This window comes from Paenibacillus sp. JT22N15 (assembly GCF_059383755.1).
In genome coordinates, this window is the sequence record NZ_JBXENV010000026.1 from 38158 (window position 1) to 59241 (window position 21084).

General features: G+C 40.7%; 24 protein-coding genes. 18 read left to right on the forward strand and 6 right to left on the reverse strand.

Annotated features, from left to right (window positions below; genetic code table 11):
* Nucleotides 1-2: 2 nt before the first annotated feature.
* The 4 genes from AC50X8_RS31410 to AC50X8_RS31425 all read right to left on the reverse strand — a co-directional run bounded on the left by AC50X8_RS31410 (nt 3) and on the right by AC50X8_RS31425 (nt 3443).
* On the reverse strand, nt 3-1304 hold the full coding sequence (locus AC50X8_RS31410) for a hypothetical protein (RefSeq protein WP_494883501.1): 1302 nt from the start codon (nt 1302-1304) through the stop codon (nt 3-5).
* Nucleotides 1305-1307: 3 nt separating this feature from the next.
* The gene (locus AC50X8_RS31415; RefSeq protein ID WP_494883503.1) at nt 1308-1772 is read right to left on the reverse strand and encodes a BglII/BstYI family type II restriction endonuclease; all 465 of its coding nucleotides are present in this window, start codon (nt 1770-1772) and stop codon (nt 1308-1310) included.
* Nucleotides 1773-1843: 71 nt separating this feature from the next.
* The gene (locus AC50X8_RS31420; RefSeq protein WP_494883508.1) at nt 1844-2467 is read right to left on the reverse strand and encodes a hypothetical protein; all 624 of its coding nucleotides are present in this window, start codon (nt 2465-2467) and stop codon (nt 1844-1846) included.
* Between the two features lie 85 nt (nt 2468-2552).
* Complete coding sequence (locus AC50X8_RS31425) at nt 2553-3443, reverse strand: ATP-binding protein (protein WP_494883511.1); 891 nt, start codon at nt 3441-3443, stop codon at nt 2553-2555.
* A 375-nt stretch (nt 3444-3818) separates the two neighbouring features.
* Here AC50X8_RS31425 and AC50X8_RS31430 point away from each other — a divergent pair, with 375 nt between their 5' ends.
* From AC50X8_RS31430 to AC50X8_RS31440, 3 genes are read left to right on the forward strand one after another with little or no spacing between them, the layout of a single operon-like run.
* Nucleotides 3819-4250, forward strand: coding sequence for a hypothetical protein (locus AC50X8_RS31430; RefSeq protein WP_494883513.1), 432 nt, complete (start codon nt 3819-3821; stop codon nt 4248-4250).
* A complete protein-coding gene (locus AC50X8_RS31435) occupies nt 4243-4635 on the forward strand; it encodes a hypothetical protein (RefSeq protein ID WP_494883515.1) in 393 nt (130 codons plus the stop codon). The genes AC50X8_RS31430 and AC50X8_RS31435 overlap by 8 nt, the downstream gene beginning before the upstream one ends.
* Nucleotides 4636-4659: 24 nt before the next feature.
* A complete protein-coding gene (locus tag AC50X8_RS31440) occupies nt 4660-5697 on the forward strand; it encodes a hypothetical protein (RefSeq protein ID WP_494883517.1) in 1038 nt (345 codons plus the stop codon).
* 30 nt (nt 5698-5727) lie between these two features.
* On the opposite strand, the gene AC50X8_RS31445 is transcribed toward AC50X8_RS31440, so the two are convergent.
* Entirely contained in the window at nt 5728-6099 is a 372-nt protein-coding gene (locus AC50X8_RS31445) for a helix-turn-helix domain-containing protein (RefSeq protein ID WP_494883519.1), read from the reverse strand.
* 264 nt (nt 6100-6363) lie between these two features.
* On the opposite strand from AC50X8_RS31445, the gene AC50X8_RS31450 reads away from it, so the two are divergent.
* The 15 genes from AC50X8_RS31450 (at nt 6364) to AC50X8_RS31520 (ending at nt 18193) form a co-directional block, all read left to right on the forward strand.
* Nucleotides 6364-6645 carry a hypothetical protein gene (locus AC50X8_RS31450; RefSeq protein ID WP_494883521.1) on the forward strand — a complete coding sequence of 94 codons (282 nt, stop codon included), beginning with the start codon at nt 6364-6366 and terminating at the stop codon, nt 6643-6645.
* A 23-nt stretch (nt 6646-6668) separates the two neighbouring features.
* Nucleotides 6669-7175 (forward strand): hypothetical protein, encoded by a 507-nt coding sequence (locus AC50X8_RS31455; protein WP_494883523.1) that lies wholly within the window; start codon nt 6669-6671, stop codon nt 7173-7175.
* 32 nt (nt 7176-7207) lie between these two features.
* Entirely contained in the window at nt 7208-7525 is a 318-nt protein-coding gene (locus AC50X8_RS31460; protein ID WP_494883525.1) for a copper amine oxidase N-terminal domain-containing protein, read from the forward strand.
* Nucleotides 7526-7700: 175 nt separating this feature from the next.
* Entirely contained in the window at nt 7701-8339 is a 639-nt protein-coding gene (locus AC50X8_RS31465; protein WP_494883527.1) for a hypothetical protein, read from the forward strand.
* A complete protein-coding gene (locus tag AC50X8_RS31470; RefSeq protein WP_494883529.1) occupies nt 8333-8842 on the forward strand; it encodes a hypothetical protein in 510 nt (169 codons plus the stop codon). The genes AC50X8_RS31465 and AC50X8_RS31470 overlap by 7 nt, the downstream gene beginning before the upstream one ends.
* Before the next feature lie 277 nt (nt 8843-9119).
* On the forward strand, nt 9120-9776 hold the full coding sequence (locus AC50X8_RS31475) for a hypothetical protein (protein WP_494883531.1): 657 nt from the start codon (nt 9120-9122) through the stop codon (nt 9774-9776).
* A gap of 289 nt (nt 9777-10065) precedes the next feature.
* Complete coding sequence (locus tag AC50X8_RS31480; protein ID WP_494883533.1) at nt 10066-11085, forward strand: hypothetical protein; 1020 nt, start codon at nt 10066-10068, stop codon at nt 11083-11085.
* A gap of 96 nt (nt 11086-11181) precedes the next feature.
* On the forward strand, nt 11182-11745 hold the full coding sequence (locus tag AC50X8_RS31485) for a hypothetical protein (protein ID WP_494883535.1): 564 nt from the start codon (nt 11182-11184) through the stop codon (nt 11743-11745).
* 202 nt (nt 11746-11947) lie between these two features.
* Nucleotides 11948-13633, forward strand: coding sequence for a DUF927 domain-containing protein (locus tag AC50X8_RS31490; RefSeq protein ID WP_494883537.1), 1686 nt, complete (start codon nt 11948-11950; stop codon nt 13631-13633).
* A 293-nt stretch (nt 13634-13926) separates the two neighbouring features.
* Nucleotides 13927-14409: a JAB domain-containing protein gene (locus AC50X8_RS31495; protein WP_494883553.1), complete on the forward strand. Its 483-nt coding sequence runs from the start codon at nt 13927-13929 to the stop codon at nt 14407-14409.
* 50 nt (nt 14410-14459) lie between these two features.
* A complete protein-coding gene (locus tag AC50X8_RS31500) occupies nt 14460-14597 on the forward strand; it encodes a hypothetical protein (protein WP_494883539.1) in 138 nt (45 codons plus the stop codon).
* Between the two features lie 11 nt (nt 14598-14608).
* Entirely contained in the window at nt 14609-15832 is a 1224-nt protein-coding gene (locus AC50X8_RS31505) for a recombinase family protein (protein WP_494883541.1), read from the forward strand.
* 25 nt (nt 15833-15857) lie between these two features.
* Nucleotides 15858-16148: a hypothetical protein gene (locus AC50X8_RS31510; RefSeq protein WP_494883543.1), complete on the forward strand. Its 291-nt coding sequence runs from the start codon at nt 15858-15860 to the stop codon at nt 16146-16148.
* A 19-nt stretch (nt 16149-16167) separates the two neighbouring features.
* Complete coding sequence (locus tag AC50X8_RS31515) at nt 16168-17829, forward strand: recombinase family protein (RefSeq protein WP_494883545.1); 1662 nt, start codon at nt 16168-16170, stop codon at nt 17827-17829.
* Between the two features lie 22 nt (nt 17830-17851).
* Complete coding sequence (locus AC50X8_RS31520; protein WP_494883547.1) at nt 17852-18193, forward strand: hypothetical protein; 342 nt, start codon at nt 17852-17854, stop codon at nt 18191-18193.
* 285 nt (nt 18194-18478) lie between these two features.
* Here AC50X8_RS31520 and AC50X8_RS31525 read toward each other — a convergent pair whose 3' ends face one another.
* On the reverse strand, nt 18479-20722 hold the full coding sequence (locus tag AC50X8_RS31525; RefSeq protein ID WP_494883549.1) for a Rab family GTPase: 2244 nt from the start codon (nt 20720-20722) through the stop codon (nt 18479-18481).
* Between the last annotated feature and the right edge of the window lie 362 nt (nt 20723-21084).

Sequence of the window (21084 nt, forward strand, 5' to 3'; positions counted from 1 at the left end):
AACTATTCAACCTTCCTCCTCAATTGTTGAATCAATCGACTGACCGAATCTAGCTGTTCTTTTATACCTTCTAGTTCGGTCTCTTCATCGAAATGATTAAGTGCATCTACTAAAAAAGACTGGGCTTTTCCTATTTGCTTTATTACGAATTTGGCACTCTTATTATCATTTTCAAGAATACGACACTTCTCAATTACATCTTTTACAGTATCGACAACGTCTTCTCTATTCTGTTGATCGTTTACAGCCATCGCTAACTTCTTTAGGATTTTCTTCTCATCAGAGTCATCAGCAATACTATCAAAAAGATTTATCTGCTCATCATATTGTTCATCAATTTCATATTTATCCAAGGGAAGTTCTTTTATTAATGCTTCTTCTACATTATCAAAATATTTATTTAGGTCATTAATAACTGAATATAATCTCCCTAAACCTAGTTCATCTGCATTTTCATCTAGCATGAAATAGGTCACATTTTTGAATATATCTTTCTCTGAAATATCACTTTGTTTGTTTTCTTCATTAAACTTTCTGATTTGTTTAAATCCAAACTGTTTCTTCTCTACTTCATCATATCGTTTGTCTAGGTTTCGGCTCTCTAAATATTCGTCCGCGTAACCTAACATATCGAGCAATTCCCTAACTTCAGCCTCTTTTTTATCGTATAATGTCGCTAGTTGTTTATCTGTATAGCTATAATCACGCTGTCTTTTCCTAAACATACATGCCTGGGAAATCCAACTGTAGTCTGCCTTTATGTCCTGTTTAATTTGTAAATTGGCTTCTAACTCATCTTTATCTATTTCTTCACAGGGAGGCAGCAGTAACACATCTATACTTTTGAAGCGAACATATTTTTCAGGATTTGAGTAATATAGTTCTCTCAATGCGCAAAGACGTCTATTTCCGTTAATTACAAAACCATCATCATCAATGATAATAGGCTCTTCTTGCTTAGCCTTTTTAAAATATTCAAGTAAGTCAATAGACTTGTCTTTTAGCATTGTTTTCAATATATCATGTTGAATCCGGTGCTTTTCTTCTGATTCTAAATCCATCTCAAAGAAGTTCTTGGGATTTCCCTTATGACTAGCTAAAAACTCTTCTTGGGCTGCTTGTGTTCTTCCATTAGCTAATCTATATTTGGGCATATCAATTGAAACTTCAAAAACATTTAACAAGTCAACATTATTTTTGAATTTTAATGGTCTACGATATTTAAAATTAGTCTCATGAAAACCTTTTAGAATTTCTTTTCTTTTTGGATAAGGATATCCTAAAACCATTGTTGTTGTACTCACTTTTTACTCCTCCTCTTCAATTCCAATAACGGCTATTGGTATAGTGATAATGTGTTTGAAGACCTTCAATTCCTCAGTCATTCTTTCAAATTGAGCTATATTTGACCCCAGTTTTTTAGCTGCTTCTTTTTTGGGTAAAATATAAATGGCACATTCTGCTGTATTCTTTTGATGAAGTACTTCTAACTTTAATAAATCGGCGTAAAATCTGGCCATATTCCCTAACTGCAGGCATAAACCAACTTTATTATTCATGGAGGTAATGGTTATATTTAAATCTCTTTCTACTTTGACTTGGTCTGACCATCCTAACTGAATTAAAGCATCTAAAATGTTTTCCCGGAGTTCTGTAGCGGTGTTGCCTCTAAACTTAAAATCAATAGCGGAAAGTCTTTCTACTAAAGGATTTAATACCTCCTTGGTGATTGCTTGCGAACCGAAATTGTGAGAATAGATAGTAAGCTTCATAATATATTCACGACTCCTTTTAATTAGTGTTCATCAAAAATATGTGAAGAGTTATTTTTTTATTAGCCCTCCTACGGAGAGCTAATAATTTCTGGAAGAATATACTCGTAATACTTTCCAGTCTCATCATAAGAACTATTACGAAATACAAGTCCATAATCATATAATTTTTTCAACCTATTACTTGCGCTATTTATTGCTATATCTTTTAATGCCGAGATTTCTCTTGCGGTCACAACTTTATTACTTTTAATAATATTGAAAGCCTCTTCTAAAACCGTATCTACATCACCTAGAATTTCTAACCCCTTTATTTGATTATAAACCAACAATGGCAATTTTATTTTTTCTTTTGCTTGAAAAGATAACTTTTTTTCTTTCAGTAATTGTGCAGCCTCTATGCTATCATAAACATAGTCAAAGATATTAGATAAATATATTACAGAATTCGAGATATTATTTCTAAAATAAATCATAATTTCTAAAATAACCTCATCCACAACTGAAATATCACATATTTCAATTCCTTTGAAGCTCAAATTAATGTAACAAAGATTATTTAAATTAGAAATTTTCTCGATAATTCGCTCCCTTATTTTTTTTCCATCTGGTCGATATGAGAGTATATCTCCAGTCGATAAATTCAATTCTTTTGAGATATCTAATATTACAATATCTATTGTGTCAATTTGCATAACACATTCCTTCCCCTTACCTCTTCACCAAATAATGATGAAGACTATAGATATATAGTATTTCCTTTATATAGAATTGTCAAGCTCATTTGCGGAGAATAATTCCAACCTGTGTACCAGCTGTTTCCTGAGTTCCTTCAAAATCAACTATTTGTTCTTTAATTTCAACTAAACCCTTATTTGAACGAACAATAAAAGAACCCCTATTGTTAGCTATTATATTTTGTATAGACTGCAGTCCAAATCCACCTCCTTCTTCTTTTCTACCGCTCTGACCGCTCAATGCTTCTCTGATATAAGAACAGTCATCCTTATAAGTTTCACCATATTTATTGGTGAGATGCTTTCGTATGCCAATTCCAAAATCAGCTATTACTATATATATCTCCATTGCATTTTTCTCTTCATATTTTTGCAACATAACAAAGCATTCGCCCATCTTATTAGAATTTCTACTATGCTCAAGAGCGTTGGCAGTAATTTCCATAAATACAGAAATTGCTTGACTACGTAACATTCTGTACTTTTCTTCAGGAAGCCATACTTCAAGTGCACTACGAATTTTTTCAATGACCAAACGCTTCTCTTCAAGAGTTTTAATCCTCTCAAGATTGTTACAAGCTTCGTTAAATACTTCATGTTCTAATTCATCCCATATTATAGTATCTAATTCAATGTCAGCATCGAATAAATCTGTTTTAAAAAAGCCTACCTTCTCCAAGTAAATTAAAGTTTTAGCTCTAATATTAATAAATTTTATCTCTTTGCCTGTTATCTCATAAATTCTTCGGTTAATTGTTAATAACATCATTACTCCGTATGGATTTAAACTATTTAGGCTTGAAAAATCCAGTACTCCAATTTGATTATATTCAAGACACTCGACCACTGATAAAATATTTTCTGTAACAAGCCAATCATTGACTGTTTTGATATCTATATAGACTTTATAAATAAACTCGTCTTTACTCTCCAAACAATCCCCTCCAAATAAGTGATTCTACTTATTCGTAAGTCTATTGTACCAGTCCCACGTCATTTAACAATTGCTTTTATGGGAGATAGAGACTTATGTGATCGGCGTTTAAGAAACATTTTTTTCACATATTTTTTCATCTGACTGTCCTTCTCTAAGGGAACAACTCTTTTATACTGACTATGTACTTTAAATCAATTCTGCACTCATCTTCACCTTTATTCATAACTTTTTCGCATTAAATAAAAATATATACGAAAATATCTTTATTAACTGCAATATTTATATAATTTAAGAATTTAAATACCGTAAAAAGGTTATAAATAATCTTTAATTTATATATCATACCTATGAATACATAGATGGAGGTATAGTATGAACGAAAAACATAATTATCTATTATCGATGCTAGAAAAAGCATTCAATCCCAAAGGCGATATTCATTTCCTAGCTATTTCAGAAGCCCCAATCCAAATCCACAAAAAAAAGCGGCCCGTACACCAAGTACGGGTCGCTCTTACGTTTCAGGAAGAAGACACAGTAAACCCTTATTATGACGGCACAGATTTGTTTGTAACGATGGGTGAGGACAGCATCCAATTCAGTCTGGAGAAGGATTGGGCAGATGGCCCTCCAGCTATCGAAGGAAGTCCCATTGAGTTCGCGCTGGGCTGGGTATCGGAATTGGCTGAACCATTCTATGTTTCGCCTGAAGCTCTTGCAGCAGCCAAAGCTAACGACCATCCCCACTACGGAAATATAGCCCACAAGTCAACTGCGATCAGGAGGGATCAGGAAAGTGGTTGACCTCACATCTGATACACAATTCGCAACCCTACTCCAGAAAACCGCACTTCCTAACGATTGCCTTACATTCATCCACGATTACATGCAAAAACTTCGCTCTACAATTGAAGATGAAGCCTTCCCACCGCCCGGTCAATGGTTCTTCATTCTGGAAACCACCGATCAACTTTCTCCCATTCGACACGATCAAACATCCTTCTCATGCTCGGCAGGTAGGTATTACCCTGAATACATCGAACGATATACTTTTGATGGGGAACAAGCCCTCTATAAAATTTACGTCATGCTGGACAACGAGTGCAGCATGACGTTCTTTACATTACAAGGTATCCATTCTACTGAGACGGAGCAATGGCTCCTCGCCAACGCAGATGATGCCCATTAAACCGCCAAAAGGAGCGTTCTTCAAATGTCCCTGCAACTGACTGACACCAAGAAAAAATCACTTGCTGCACTTGTGAAAACGCATCATGAACAACACCTTAGCCGCTTTCCCTTTGCCAAGTATCCTGTTGAGCCATTAGAGGTCTGGAGGCAACAGTTCACTGATCCTGCCGCCATCGAAGCCCATACACTACGTGCTGCCCTGTCATGGTCTTGCGGAAAATGGCAGCAGCAGAGTATTCCCTATCCATATAAAAAGCTACATCTGACCGTTATCAGCAATTGGAAAAACTTTGTGGAGCATTACAAACCTGAACTGCCATTTGTCATCTCCTACTGGACAGACTTGCTTGGAGAAGGGGAATATACCTTCAATACGGTCGCCTTTCTTACTCATCTTCTGTGTTCCGAGCAGATCGAGCTTGCGGACTCCCACCGCGTCAAAGGCATGAACGACCTGCTCAAAGAAGCTGAGCTAGCAAATGGTTGCGTAGAGCTTGAAGATGTGGCTGCATCTTTAGAGCAATACAGTGAATTTTATCGTCAACTCCTACCCAAGACACAATCCATCCTTGGCGACCGGGCTTCCTTAAAGCTCAGCCGCTTTTTGTTTGCCTATGGATACCGGGATATCCTCAGCAAAGTGGCTGAAAGTACACCAAATCAACCCGAACCAATCATAACGGAGCTGGACTGGAAAATGGCGAGTAGCAAACGATTTAATCTGAACCTAATTACTGAAAGAGCAAATGCAGACCGTCTATTTGCATGCCTACTACTTGCACTGGATAGTCAGCCTGAAAATCCCGAGCAACTCACCGTTCAGGATATCATGAGTTTGATTCCTCTCGGTAGCGGCGGCATCTGCAATCCGGGTAGCTATAATTATGCCTTTATTGCCATGCTCGGAAAACAGAAAGACAGGGATTACTTCATTTTTGATGAACCTGACATAGCTGAGGAATTTACACAGCAAGCCAATCAGTCCACGCGGGATATGAGTTTTCATAAGAAGAACATGGATGTTGTAGTAAAAGTGAACTCCAAATATATTAATGAATAATGGAATGAGAGCAGGCTAAAGCTGCCCACTCTAATTCGATCCTTCTTTCCAATCAAGAGCTGCTCGCAACACAGCAAGAGCCTTATCATGCTCCTGAACAGGCCTTTCCTGTACCAGGACAATAATTTCTTCCAGTGCGTCTGTATGGTTAGCAGGGTCTATTTTCCGAAACAATTCTTCCAGCGAAAGAGATAAGCCATTGGCGATCTTTTTCAAAGTGTAGACCGAGATGCTTTTTTCGCCCCGCTCGATCTGACCAATGTAATTGGAGTTAAGTTCCGCAAGCTCACCCAGCCTTTCTTGTGACAAGCCTTTTCCTGTACGTAGCTCCCTAATCTTCTCTCCTACTAATTTAACAAATACTTCAGCGGCTTCTTGATCGCTCTTGGCTTTATGAACCATGAGTTTATCACCTCATGATAAGCGTAAGAGAGAGACGCCTATAAGAACCAACTACCAAGAATACCATTTACATGATATTATCGTATTTATAGATGTGTTACATAATTTTTGGTCGTATCTTTAGATACGCAACATTTATAACGAGTGTGAGGTGTTCCGCGACAAATACAAATAAATTCATTGAGCATTTTTCAATAGGTACTTCTAATTAGCACTAACTATAACTCCAAGCAGTCAATACACTTTTTGAAAGGTGGATTCAAGATGGACACTGCTCAAACCATTGCCATGTTTATTATTGCCATCGTATTTTTCATCATCATCAACAAAATATTCCACGTTACTTACTTTGGAATTAAGGGATTCTTCTTTGTCTTTCTCTGCTGCATGTTAGCTGCCGCTGCCGTTGTGACTTGGCTCTTCTCATTCATTGCAAATTACTATGGATGGATCATTGGCGTTGTTATAATTATTTCTATTTTAATTGCAGTAGGGAAACGAAGATCAAAGAACTATGAGGAAAGTCAAACAAATCACATTCAGTAATATTTACGAAATGGGGTAGCCTTATGAAATTCCAAATGTTAAAAGAATTGCCCCTCAACGATAATATCATTACTGCCGATGCGTTTCTTGGCTATGTAGCGAAAATGTCTCTTGAAAGCATCGCGGGCATAGAGCGTACAATCGCTCTGCATCTCATCTTAAAAACGGCAGACAACATGACTAGATACATGCCTCAACAAGTTGAACCTATATTCGAAACCCGAGTAGATCTGCTTTACCAGAACAAAAGCGGCTTTAAAGCATTACTTCAGTGGTTTTTCTCCAAGAGGCGTATACTGCGTGCTAACCCTAATACCGTGGTGGATAAAAGTCGGCTACAGCAACTTGCAGCATTACAATTAACTGAGAAACAAGCCTTGGGATATTTATTAATGACTGCAAGCGGGTTGTGCTTCCTGCCTGAACAAATTCGTGTCTTTGAAGCAGAGACACATCTATTAATGAGAACTGTTTCACAACAAGAGGCAGAATCTACATATCATCAGCTCATACAAGCAAAATACAGCTAAACATACTGCATACCTACAGGAGGTCATTCAATGTGAAAAGATATAACGGATTTACGATCATTTTAGTAATAATCACTCTAACCATACTCTCTTTCCCCAGTTTCACCAAAGCCAGCGCAGCAAGCTCAGATATTACCGTCTCCATCGACAGCCGCCCCATCTACTTCGATGTTGCCCCCCAGAAGATCAACGGGCGTGTCATGGTGCCGCTTCGCGCCATTTTTGAAAGTCTGGGCGCTGAGGTAGGCTGGGACTACAAATCTCAGACCATCACCGGCACCAAGGAAGGCAGCAGCCGCTACCGTAAACGAGAAGACCGTTCAACTGGACGCTCCTGCCACCAAGATTAACGGCAGAGTCTTCGTTCCGACTCGTTTTGTCGCAGAGAGCTTTGGTTCCGCAGTCAAATGGGATGACAAAAGCAAGCAAGTTGCCATCGGCACTGGTGCCACCGCTCCAGAGGGAGTCTACTATTTTATCTACAATAGCAAAAAGGTAACGGATGCTGACCTGGCGGCAATCAAGTTGTACGTAAACAAGTTCAGAGACAGCCGTAATATGCTTTTTGATTCCACCGCCTACAGCACCGCACCGCAGTTGTACGATGCACTAAAAGCCAAGCAGAAGTTGCTTGGCGGTAGCGTAGCGGGTGTGCAGATTTTTGGAATGGGAGACGATGTTCCTGCCTTCTCCTACGTTCATAAGGTCCAAGTTATTCCTGCTACTGAACGATGGAACGGGGTTGAATTTAATCAGGAAACAAAGTTTCTTAGCGACTTCTTTTACTCCACCTTCAAGAACAATAGCATCTACCTGAACACGGACGTTGCTATCTTCGATGTGTTTGAGAAAAGCATATCTTTGAGTTTCAAACCTGAATGGCCTGTATCCCGTCTGCCCCTGACGAAAGGTGAAATCGCCGGATACATAGATCGGTATGATGACTACCGTAATCAGGTTGCCGAGAAGTCAGTCCCTACCGTTGTTTTGTCTGTTGCAAGCAATGTTCAAGATGGCCTGGCCCAAAATGACGGCGCCTTTTTCATTAATCGTTTGAAGTCAGAGTTTAACCTGTTTGAGAAGACAGAGCTTCGTACCTACACGAAGGAGCTGAATAAAAGCCTGATTGCAGAGAATAAGAGGGGTCGATCAATCTCATGGTGAGCAGTCCTGTAGACAACGAAGGGGCGAAGCAGGGCAAAGAGTATTTCATGAACCGTGCAAACATCAACAATGAACTGACTGCTAACTATTACACTGCCTTCTTTTGGGGAATGCATCCCGCGAATAAGTTCGACACAGACAACATGATTCATCATGGTATGACAAAGGGTAACATGATTAACCCCATCGTACAGACGGTCTCTGCATCCAACACTGGGCTTAACAATTACATTTGGGCGACAGTAGAGCAAAACTCAGACGGACAGTGGTTGTATGATTATGTTCCAGCCACATATGAGATGCTACAGGAAAACAATCCTTATTACTTCATCTATCACTATTACGCTGGTCTGAACGAAGGTAAGACGAGATTGCAGAGCTTCCATGATGCCAAGGTTGAATACGCTACGCAAAGCGTGAAGCACCAGGACAAGATCGGATTTATGTCTGGCTTTGAAAATATCATATCCCTGCACTATTTGGGATTGGCTGATTACGAATAATGTTGTGGAAAGAAGCTGCCGAGTATAAGGTAGCTTCTTTTTTTCTAATTAAAACTGCGACCACTGTGTCCCAAAGTATCTACATAAGCCAATTATTTCATCATCAACATACCTCGTGGACAAATAAGGAAATAAATGTATATTATATTTTTGTATAACGCCGAGATGCTCGGCGTGCGGCACGTAGGATCATAGAAGCCCAATAATTGTACCCCGCATGACTTTGGGCCTATTTTCTTGATATGATAAACGTACATCTGAAAGGAGAGAATACAACTTGGAGCAAAACCCATATAACAGAAGCACCCATTATTCAACCTCAAAAAAAAGCGATGTACCCAAAGAGTATTACTCGCTTCGATCGCTTTCTAAAGAGATTTTTCCTGACATCACTGAAGACCGTGCCTATCGCAATACTCTTGAGAATTTTAAAGAAGCTTGTTCACTTTTAGGTAAAAATGTAGAAGAGTACCGTACAGGAGAGAATACACCTTTCCGTATACCTGCAAACCAAAAAACTGCAATCATGCTCTTGATTCGTAATATATCCATCTATAATTCAGGGCTGCCTTTCAAAGATCAGGATTACAAGAAGATCACCGAATACGCCAAAGACCTGATTCATACCAAAGACACTATTGACCACGTGGATTATGCAAAATTAGCAGCCAACATCGACGACTATGCATATTTTCAGGATATCTTTTATAATTCATCGGATGTTCGCCTCATCATTGCCCACCAACTGAAAATGGAAGTTGTTGAACAATTAATGAATGACTTCACATACATAGCTGAGAAGGTTCCCGAAGATCGAACCACAATGTATGCCGAGTTCTACAGAAATGAAGTTCAACGAACCATGAAGAAAATATCTGGTGTAATACGGAAAATGAACGAAGAAGAATGGTATAACCAAAAAGGAAACGAGTAAGTACATTAGGCAGCCAATCGGCTGCCTTTTTTACGTCCAAAAACAAGAACATTTGTTTGTGTACGTAAATGGATATTTCGCATGTAAATGTACATTTTTTTCGATTATCGCTCCATTTAAGATTAGTTCATAAGATTTCTTCACTCATCTCAACACTAAGAGTTGGCTGAAATCCTATGTTCCTTGAAAACTAAATAACGCTGGAAATCATACGCTCCGACCGAGTAGTCATTTCCAGACACCAACCGCTGCCCTGAGGCAGACAATTATTCATATGGAGGTTTTATTCATGACAAACGAATCCCTTGCAACAAAATTCTTGGAGAACTATGATCTCTGGCAACTGTTTTTAAAACTAGATCATAACCATGCCGATAGTCAGTCTTTGTTCATTCAAGAACTCAAAAACACGGGAGTACAGCCTGGCCTCAGCATTTACAAGTCTCTTTCTTCTGATTATGACCAGTTTCTTCAGAAAGAATATTTGGACAATATTTTTCTGGTAATTAGCGGGATTGATAATAAACCCTTCTCTTCAGTTGAGGGGTTACTATTGATTGCGGAGGCCCGTAATCGACTTGAGACGCCGCTCTTCGGAAATCGCCTTGTAACCACTAATTGCGAATCAGAACTTAATGTTCTCTGGTTTCCGCCTATGCCCATTAATATCATGGATTTAGGGGACGAAAATAAAGAAATGATTAAGAAGAATGTCATCCATTACTTCAACAATGAATTTGGCCTTATGGTTAGCGGGGTAAGCTTTTCTGTTATCACTGACGGTAGAGGCTGGGAGGAATTCTTCTATGAGCGCTATTTCCTACCCAAAAAGTTTATGGAGATTACGGGGATAGGTAATTCTGACCCCCAAGCCCCACAAGGGGAGAGTGAGGCACCGATCATGGACTACATCCAGGATGGCAAAGTAGAGTGGCTAGAATATCAGGTTAGGCAACAGTTACCCCAACCACTTAAATTTGATGTCCAGTTGCATAAGCAACCTATTCCATCTGAATCTAGTGCTTTGTTTATGCCATTCACCCGTGCTGAATTGACTATTCCTTCGAATACGACAGCAACAGCAATTATAAATCTGATCAACCAAAAGTTTCAGGTACTGGAATGCTCAGAACAGAATGGCTTCCTGACCTTGCTCTGCATGTCTCCTGAAGGGCCTTATGCAGAAACCATATCCGATATTGTCACCAATATCCGAGAGTTGCTCTGCCCGCCTTTCATGCAACTCTTTAACAAGCATGGTATGGAGTTGCGAAGCCTTTCATTCATCCTGACCAATACGGAGCTTTAATCAAGGAACGAACACGCAACCCATCTTTTAACGGATAGAAAGAACCTTTGGGGGTTCTTTCTATCCCACCTAACATAAATAAAGGAGTCGAGACCAATGAGTTTTATGATCTTTCGTTCAAAGAAACGTCGGAAAACATCTATTCATGACGGAGACTATCTGGCGAAAATCATCAAAGTCGAGCCGGATAAAAAAAATTCAGAGGTTTGGTATGTGGAGTTCCAGACTTTACATGATGAGATTGTTCGCAACCGCTATGTAGACCATCCTGACATTTTTACTGCTCTCGACTATTTGATTGATGCTGCTCTAGGCACAGAATCCGAAGATGTTGACCTCCATGAAATCATCGGATATTACGTCAAGATTACCGTCAAAAACAGAGGCATGTATACAAATGTTACGTGGGTTGAGAGTCTCAAAAATGAAGATAAAGAGGCACTCGAACGTCATCTGAATGAAGAAGATACGGGCAATGACGAACCAACAGATGAGATCGAAGAAAGCGATGAGCTGGATGATGATGAAGTGCTGGATACTGAGGAGTTAGATCTGGAATCTTGGGATGATTCTGATGAAGAAGATGATCCAGAGGAAGAATCTGATTTTGAGGAACCTCGAAGAATCCAATACGCGGCTGGACTCGGGCGCAAACGGTGAACCTAATGGTCTACTCAGAAGTTCTCTCTTATAGGTATTTTCCCGTCCCCAAAACGGGAAAATACCGCCATTCACAAAGAAATTTAGTAACAAGAACCTTGTCATAGCAAGGAGTTTGAGCAAACTTCCCGTTTTCACGTTCATTTTTCATGAGAACATGAATCTACAAAAAAATAAGTAGCTATCGGAAGGAGCAAGCAAAATGACAGATACAGATCAGGAATACTCTCCAGAGGAAGAAAATATCTTTTACCCCGAAATGATTCTGAAGGATGGATTCATATGGGAAGATCGCGGTGAAAAGAAAGGCCTGTTTAAAGTGGCAGAAGCCATTCAGATCAGTGCGGTATATGAAAACATAGATACAGGCGAACTATCTTTCACTGTAACTTTTAAATATAATGGACAACCAAAAAAAGCGACGATCAGGCGAGCCGATTTTCAAAGAAACAAAATCATTGATCTCGCAAAGTTTGGGGCAGATGTATATGAACATAATGCTACACAGATCATCAAGCATTTAAGAAATGAGGAAGCCAATGCGCATCAATATAAGGTTCACCAAAAGCTGGGCTGGTATAAGTATGATAACCAATTGGTCTTTAAACACTACAATGCAATTGGGATAAATTCTACGTATAACGGTACATTAGCGATCCAGCCAAAAGGCAGCTATACGAAGTGGAAACAGGCTGTAGAAAAATGGGTACTGGGAAACCGGAACCTCGAATTGGCGATTCTGATCGGGCTTTCCTCAGCAGTGGTTGGGCTAATCAGTTCCGTAACCAAAATTGATAGCCTCATTTTCCATATCTACGGAAAAAGCACTCAGGGTAAGACAACAGCAACCTCACTCGCCATTTCTACATTCGGCTATCCTGAAACGAATCAGAATGGACTAATGCAAACCTGGATGTCCACACAGAATGCTATCATTAGCAAACTGGTTGGCAACTTTGGTCTAATCTTTGGGCTTGATGAAATATCAATGTCCGACAGTGAAGATTTCTCCACCATTGCTTACTACCTTGCTGGAGGAAGAGAGAAGGGCCGTCTGGATAAAGAGTCTCAACTAAAAGAATCGGGTGCTTGGGGTACAACCATTGTATCTAATGGAGAGCGGGCACTTACCTCAAAAACGAATCATAATACAGGGATTCTCATGCGTATTTTGGAGTTTGGTCATATCATCTGGACAAAAGACGCTGAGAGCGCAGACCGAATTAAAAATCTCATCCTTCGCAACTACGGACATGCCGGTCCAGAATTCGCAACGGCACTTTTAGATCAAGGGCCATCTAAAGTGGTCCACATGTGGAAGGACTGGACTAGTCGTATTATGGAGGCCATGCCTCAGCAGGGGCACTTTTCACAACGTATTGCGAAAAAGCTGGCTATTCTCATGGTCACTGGAGAGATCGCCAAAGAAGCCCTTCAGCTTGATTTCAATCTAACAGATATTCTTAACCTCCTCATCGAGAACGAAAAAGCAATAAACAATGATAGGGATATTGGAATAAAGGCGCTTGAATACTTCTACGAGCAATTCGCAATGAACCGCTCCTATTTCAGCGACTTAAAGCGCATAAGAAGCAAAGGCTCCCACAAGGATGTAGATATTCTGGATAACCGTAAAACATTCGGTGGTATATATAAAAAGTCTGGTGTGCAATATGCCTTTATTCTTCCATCTGTTTTTCATCAGTGGATGAAAAATGGAGGATTCGAAGATGCCAAAATTATTTTGAAGGATTGGAAAATGAAAGGCCTGCTCGATACCGAAGGAGATCGTTATAAGCGAAAAAGAAAGATTCATGATGAATCAACAATTGTACCTGTATATTGTGTTCGACTTAACCCAGATCAGACAGACTCAACCGAACTGTAATGCAAAACAGAGGTACATCCGCAACTTTACGGGAAAACGGGAAATTTGCCTAAGCTTCTCTATGTATCAAGGCTTTCCTATCCTAATCAACGGGAATTCTGGCGTGATTTTCACGCGGAATTCTTACTAAACACTTGAATTAACACAAGTTTTCCCTTTTAAGAGCATAAAGGCGTCTTTGTTGTCTTTTCATTCATTTAATATAACCATGATATATAAATTAACACCATTTATCATGGAGGGATTCATAGATGAACAGTAGCTATACTTTACCAACAGCAGATAACGGAGCTATGAGCAATCAAAAACCCAAGAAGGCGAGTAACTCAGCCTCAGCCAAACGCATTCAGGTATTAGGCTTACGGATGGTCAGGGAAGCCTCATCCATCCTTTACCCTGGAAGAAGGATTCGCAAGCCCCTGGATGCAGCTGAACTTTTCCGTCAATTCATCGGAGAATGCGACAGGGAAACCTTCTGCATCCTCTGTCTGAACACCAAAAATGAACCGACTGCTATCCATTCGGTGTCTACAGGCACACTGAACGCCTCGCTGGTTCATCCACGAGAGACGTATAAGCTGGCGATCCTGGCCAACTCAGCCGCCATCATCGCTTGCCACAACCACCCTTCCGGTCAGCCTGACCCAAGTCGAGAAGATGTGGAACTGACCGAGCGGCTGCGAGATAGTGGATGCTTGCTGGGCATTGACCTGCTAGATCACATTATTCTGGGGCATGGGAACTTCATTAGCATGAAGGAGAAAGCTTTGATGTAAACGCAGTTACAAACCTACCAACTAAAATGAACTACAGGGGGAGCCTTGCAATGGAAGATTTCACTGAAAACAATGACATCACATTATTCATCGACATTCTAGCCGACATGATCTATCACTATCTTCAAACCGAAGATGCTAATGAAGCGAACAAGCTAACTTCTCAGTCGCAGCGAGAAGCGGCTTAAAGGTGATGCACATGGTTAAAAAACAGACTGTCGCTCTCTATATTCGCGTATCAACGGAAGAACAAGTCCAAGGTTTTAGTCTGGAGGCACAGAAAGCTGCTTTGTACGATCACTGCCAGAAAAGACAGCTAGAAATCTACAAGCTCTATGTCGATGCCGGACGATCAGGCAAATCCATTACTGATAGACCTTCGCTTACTGAAATGCTAGAGGACGCTCGTAAAGGGAGCTTCCAGCAGGTCATCTGCCTTCGTCTGAATCGACTTTCCCGCAAATTGACGGATTTGCTACACATCACCGAACTCTTCGAAAAGCATGGCGTTACGCTCTACAGTCTTACGGAAAAGTTTCAAACCGATACGCCTATAGGGAAATTTGCGCTCCAGATGCTCGGCTCCGTTGCCGAGCATGAACGGAGGCAGATCGCACAGAACGTTTGTCTCGGCATGCAACGCCGCAACAGGCTCGGTAGATGGAACAGCGGCAATCAGGTACTGGGGTACCGCTGGGTCCCCCATTCCATAAGCCGTGACCTTTCTCGTGTAGAGATCATACCCGATGAAGCTAAGCTGGTTCAAGATATTTTTACTTGGTATGCCAGCGGTCTCGGCTTGAAGGCTATCATGAATCGCTTGAACAAAAACGGACATCGAACCAAGAAAGGGAAAATGTTTCAAAGCATGTCGGTAGGAGGCATCTTAAAGAATGTGAATTATATCGGCAAGATTGCCTACACCGATAGCACTGCCCCGGAACACAAAAAAACGGTGGACGGTGAGCATGAGCCTATTATTTCAGAAGAGCTGTGGGAGCAGGCTCAGCAACAATTGGCTCTCCGCTCCCACCCGCCTACGAAGTGCATTGCCCATACTTATCTGTTGACTGGATTGCTGAAATGTCCAACCTGTGGAAGCAGCATGGTTGCAGCCCATGTCTCCCGAAGACGAAAAAGTGGGGCACGGTCTATAAACCATTACTATGTGTGTGGCAGATACAATTCTTGGGGGCGTATAGCTTGTCGGCCTCATCATGTTCGAGCAGATCAAGTCGAAGATTGGGTAAGCAAGCATGTCCAACGGTTTCTTTCCCAGCCTACCATTGTAGAACAGTTGGCGGTGAAGCTGAATCATAGACGCGATAAAAAACTGGAGACTTTCCAAGAACGAGTTAATGATATCAAAAAACAGATTGCCTTATTGAAAAAAACGGAATCTCCGCTGCTACGAGCTTTTTGAGGATGGACATATTGATAGTCAGGAGTTGAAGCTAAAGCTAGGAAGTCTTCAAGGAGAGATAGCTATATTAGAACAAGCGCTGCAGGAACTGGAGCAAAAAATTGCTGAGGATCCCGAGCAAAAAATTCCGCTGGGTAGTATTCGCCGCGTGCTTGCTGACTTTAAACCTGTACTTCAACATGCAACGCCCCAGCATCAAAAAACGCTGTTACGAAGCATGATTGCAAAAATCATCCTTCCGCCTGATCGAGACATCACACAAGCGGTCATTCAAGGCTCGGCAGCATTGCTCAATCTGGAGATTCCAACAAAATGAAAGAAGGAGAAAATTTGAGATGAATCAAGGATCACCAAAGAAAGTTGCCATTTACGCCCGCGTCAGTACAGAGGAACAAGCTGAACACGGCTATTCCATTGATGCACAACTCGACACCCTGAGAAAATACTGGGAATTGTACGGTGGGGATATTGTCGGTGAATACGTAGATCGTGGGGTTAGTGGTAAAAGCATCAAAGGACGCTACGAGCTTCAGCGGCTTTTAAAGGATGCTGAGGAATCTAAGTTTAACGAGGTTATTGTGTGGAAATTCAACCGCATGGCTCGAAAAAATATTGATCTGCTTCATATTGTAGACTTGTTGGAGAAAAACAATATCGCGTTCCGCTCCTTCTCGGAAAGTTTTGATACCAGCACTCCTTCAGGACGCTTCGCCCTTCAAATGATGGGTGCTGTAGGCGAACTGGAACGAAATACGATTGTTGACAACGTGAAGATGGGTCATCGCCAGCGAGCCAAAATGGGGCTTCATAACGGCAAAGTTCCACTCGGCTACAAGGTTGTTGAAGGCAAGGGTAATTCACGGGAAAGTAAATCCGAAGTCATTATAGCTGAGGAAGAAGCAACCATCGTACGCTATATTTTTGAGCATTACGCATCCGGGCACGGACTCAAAACCATTGCCAACGACTTGAATCATCGGGGTCACAGAACCCAAAATGGCAAAACCTTCTCCACTACAGCTATCCGAGACCTACTGGACAACCCGATGTTTGTAGGAAAAATCCGTTACAATCGTTACGAGAATTGGGCAGAAAGAAGGCGTAAGGGCAAGAGTTCTGAACCTATTCTCGTTGACGGTAATCATCCCCCAATTGTCGCCGAAGAGTTGTGGGATAAGGTGCGATTGCTGCGAAATAAGAAAAGCTCTCTGCCAAAGAAGCGTTTCGAAGGTGAATACCTGCTGACTGGTCTCATTCGTTGCCCCGAGTGCGGCGCGGCAATGACTGCCAGCCGCACGGTCAACAGGACAAAAGATGGTCAGAAGATCACCCGCTTGTATTACTCCTGCGGACGGTTCCGAAGCCAGGGCAGCTCGGTTTGCCATGCCAACAGCGTCCGTAAACAAGAGGCCGAGCAGGTGGTAAGCGACCGCATCCGTGAAGCGGTGGTGAAACCTGAAATATTAAAAAAAATCGTCCGTAGCGTCAATGAACAACGTTCGGGGCGGATCAAACCACTTCGAGACGAGTTGACATCAGTTCAGACCCGTATCGCCAAGCTGGAGGAAAAGAAACGCAAATACCTCGGACTGTACGAATTGGACGATATGGATCGTGATATGTTTACTGGTCGGTTGAGCGTACTGAACAAGGAATTGAATATTGAGTTTTCTCGTCGGTCAAAATTGGAGTTGGAACTCCGCGACGATCAAGCTGATCCCATAACCTACGAGCTTGTTCAATCATTGATGACGAAGTTCGATGCCCTACTCCAACATTCGCCATTTCAGCAGCGAAAGACGCTTCTCCACCTAATCGTGAAGAAGATAACACTGGATGACAAGCGGCGCATTGAGGACGTTGAGCTTGTGTTTAACAATGAAACAGAAAAGCATTTTTTAAGCGTAGCCCCTTCTGCTGAGTCCATGGCCGAAGGGGCTTTTTACTGTGCAAAAAATCAGCTAATGCTTCATCAGGCGATTATGATCGTTATCTAAAAATCAGAGAAGCAATGAACTTATGAAAATAGATTTAAATGAACCTTCTGCTTGCGATAATTTGCTGCTAAGAATGGCTAAAACCTGCTATCCAGAGTTGGAATGGACTGACTTCCTCGGAGGTGAAGCCGTCATGTTGGCAGCAGGAGATGAAATTTCGGAGAAGCATTTGGGGGGTGAACGAGCATTCGAAAAGTTCAACATTTTAGATGGACAATTGCTATTTACGCTCGGTTACGATATTCCGGCGATTTCTCTCCAAGCCTTCTTGATCGCCAGTGCAGAAATGGATGAGGCATATGCCGTTTGTATTCTTGACCCTGATGGAGATATTGTAAATGTTATAATAAACATTACTCTGTAGCATTACTGGGAGGATTTGTCGACTAATCTGGAGAATAGTTAACTATTAACGAATTAACCTATTAAAGGGCCCCTTCCACCGAGCAAATGGCGGAAGGGGCTTTTTCTATTTACGAAACTCCTTAGACTCAGACAGCAACTATTTATTATAATCTAATTGAATTAAATGATAAGTTCTCAGAATCCCTAACTTGTTCAAAGTCCCTCCCATCGCGATGAAATGGAAGGGACTTAGTTTTGTTATCTGATAACTTACCTTAACCTAATACATTTTTTATACCAGTGCTTATTGATGCAGCTTCCCACCCTTGGTTAGAATAGAAGTTCTGACTAGCTGCCTAACAGTCAATAAATATTCATGCGAAGAGGCAGTCGCAGCCTCACCTGGAACTGGAGCTGCTAACTCAAGTAATTGGTATATATTATTTTTTCGTCTATTAACAGATCCGCCACCAGAATGATTATATGATTTAATCCACATATCCATTCTGTCAGTCCAAACTCTTTTAGTTGAAAAATCTAACAATTTACCATCAATTTCACTGGAGATGATATCAACAGAAATCCTCTTTTCATCATCAGAAGCATTGGTTGGGACCCAATTAAGTGGCTGATTTAAGAAAACTCTGATATGCTCCATTAGATAGTCAGAAAGCTCTGAAACGGGCCTCATATTACCGTATTCTCCATTGTCATAAGTTTGAGCTAAGCGTCTTGACAAAGCTTTTATTCTTGTCCAATGCTCAGCAGATTCATTTGAAACACTAGGGAATCCTAATCTCCCTTTCCACAATTCAAAAAATCTACGAGTTGCATTCTGTACAGATATTACTAAATTGGCTTCATCATAAAAAGGTATCGCGTTTGAGTATTTCTCCATAAGATAACTCATTTCTAGATCATTCAGTAAATCAACAAGTTGTTGGCGGGTGTGCTTGTCTTTATCCAAAGGTTCATCTAAATTCGCTACATAGTATGATCTTTCAGGTAAACGAGTATCCAAATTAATGGCCACTTCATAACCAAGGGTGTCTCTTACATGAGTAATAGCCTGATTTAATGATGCGCTAACGTGGTTGATTCTTGCTTTTCTGTTCGGTAAATTATCACCCTTTAGTTCATCTAGATGAGTAAAGCATATTCTTAGCTTATCTATATGACCACTAGCTGCCAAGCTTCTTAAAACTGAAAGCGAAGTAGCTTGCATTGGGTTTTTAGCACTATCTACCAATAGCACAACATCACTTGATCTGATACGACTTTTAATTTGTGAAGGTAAACTACTCATACTTGATGTCGTATGTCCTAAACCCTGACCGTCAATAAACACAAGATTGGGAACAGATTTACTGATGTTAGCATTCGGAATAAATGGACCTTTAATTCTCATTCCTTGAACAAGTGGAGTGAGAAGAGTCCCAAAATATGGTGCATAGTTGCTTGAGAATCGTCTTATAGTTTCTATAAACAATGGGCGGTTATGTGTGGGTTCTAGTCTCCAAGTTGTCGGCCAACCATCTGAGTCAAATTCCATTTCTCCAGGTAAACCTTTAAACCGTAATGCCATTTCATCGACTATTTCATCAACTAGACTATGAAATTCCTTACTCTGTCTAAGTTCTTCTTCAAAAATCTCCTCAAAAGCCATTCTATCATCTGCACTTAACTGTTCTGCATGCAGGTTAAGGTCTTTTAATAGTTGCTTTTTCACAACTATACTTAACGAAGCTAAGTTATCAACTTGTAAAAGATAACCTTTTATTACTTCCGAAAAATGATTTCGATCTTCTTGTGATACTAACTGCCTTTGATCTTCATCTTCTTTAATCTCATCTTCTTCGTCTTCGTCATCTAGATTTACCAATGGACTCCCCAAGACGTAGAAAAACCTAAAGCGTTGCTCACTATGTTCTAACAGTCGCATTGCCACAGTGTCTTCATTAAGACCATTTACTTTAGCAAAAACAGAAGCCAACACACAATCTTCGACATGCATCCTAATTTCTCTTTGTTCAAAGAACGTAATTATTGCTTCATAATCTCCATTAGAACAGATCACTTCAATATCAGATACTGTCGTTTTATTTGGAGATGTCGAGGGAAATCTTTCTGTCTTAGTATCTGTCCCTATAAGCTGCCTGAGCAGCGTAGTTTTCCCGGCCCCAGTTGTTCCAACAATTAAGACTCTAGTATACCCATCTTTTGCACTCGGTAACGGCAATACATTTCTCATTTTATAATAATCAACAGTTCTTGGTTCCATGCAATCATAGAAGGCAGAGACAATCTTAGAATCATATTTTATTTGTGCGAAAGACTTCGCACTTAGGTCCCACATCGTAGAGTCTGATAAAATTTCATTCATTTGATCTACCAGTTTTTGTGCATCATCCTCATTTGAAGTACCTAATCCACGTCTAACTCTTAATCCAAATTTTCCATTAGGGTCTTTTCTTACTGGGTGCCTAAAAATAATTGAGTAAGATTCCCTTCCACTTCCACGAACTTTACTCGCTGTATAAGAACTCATAAAACCACTCCTCATTTGTACTCCAAAAGGATTATCGTTGTGTTCCAGAGTATGTACATCTAAGATTGAGTATTAGTTATGAAGGAGTTTTTGTCAAGAATAATTTTCTGAAAATAAAAAAAGATCGCTGTAGAGAAGCAATCTTTCCACTAATATATTCCATAAAAATATCATTCTTACTTAGTAATATCTCCGGTGAATTTCGCCCTACTTATGATACGGTTCCCCGGAGTTAATCTTTAACTCACCTCCCCGTTAGGATTCCTGTAGAGCGTTAATTTTGCGTTTTGCATAAAAACGAGCGCCTCCAGTAAGATGGGGTAGTCACGGGTCATAGCCCTTTAGCCATCATAAGGAGGTCG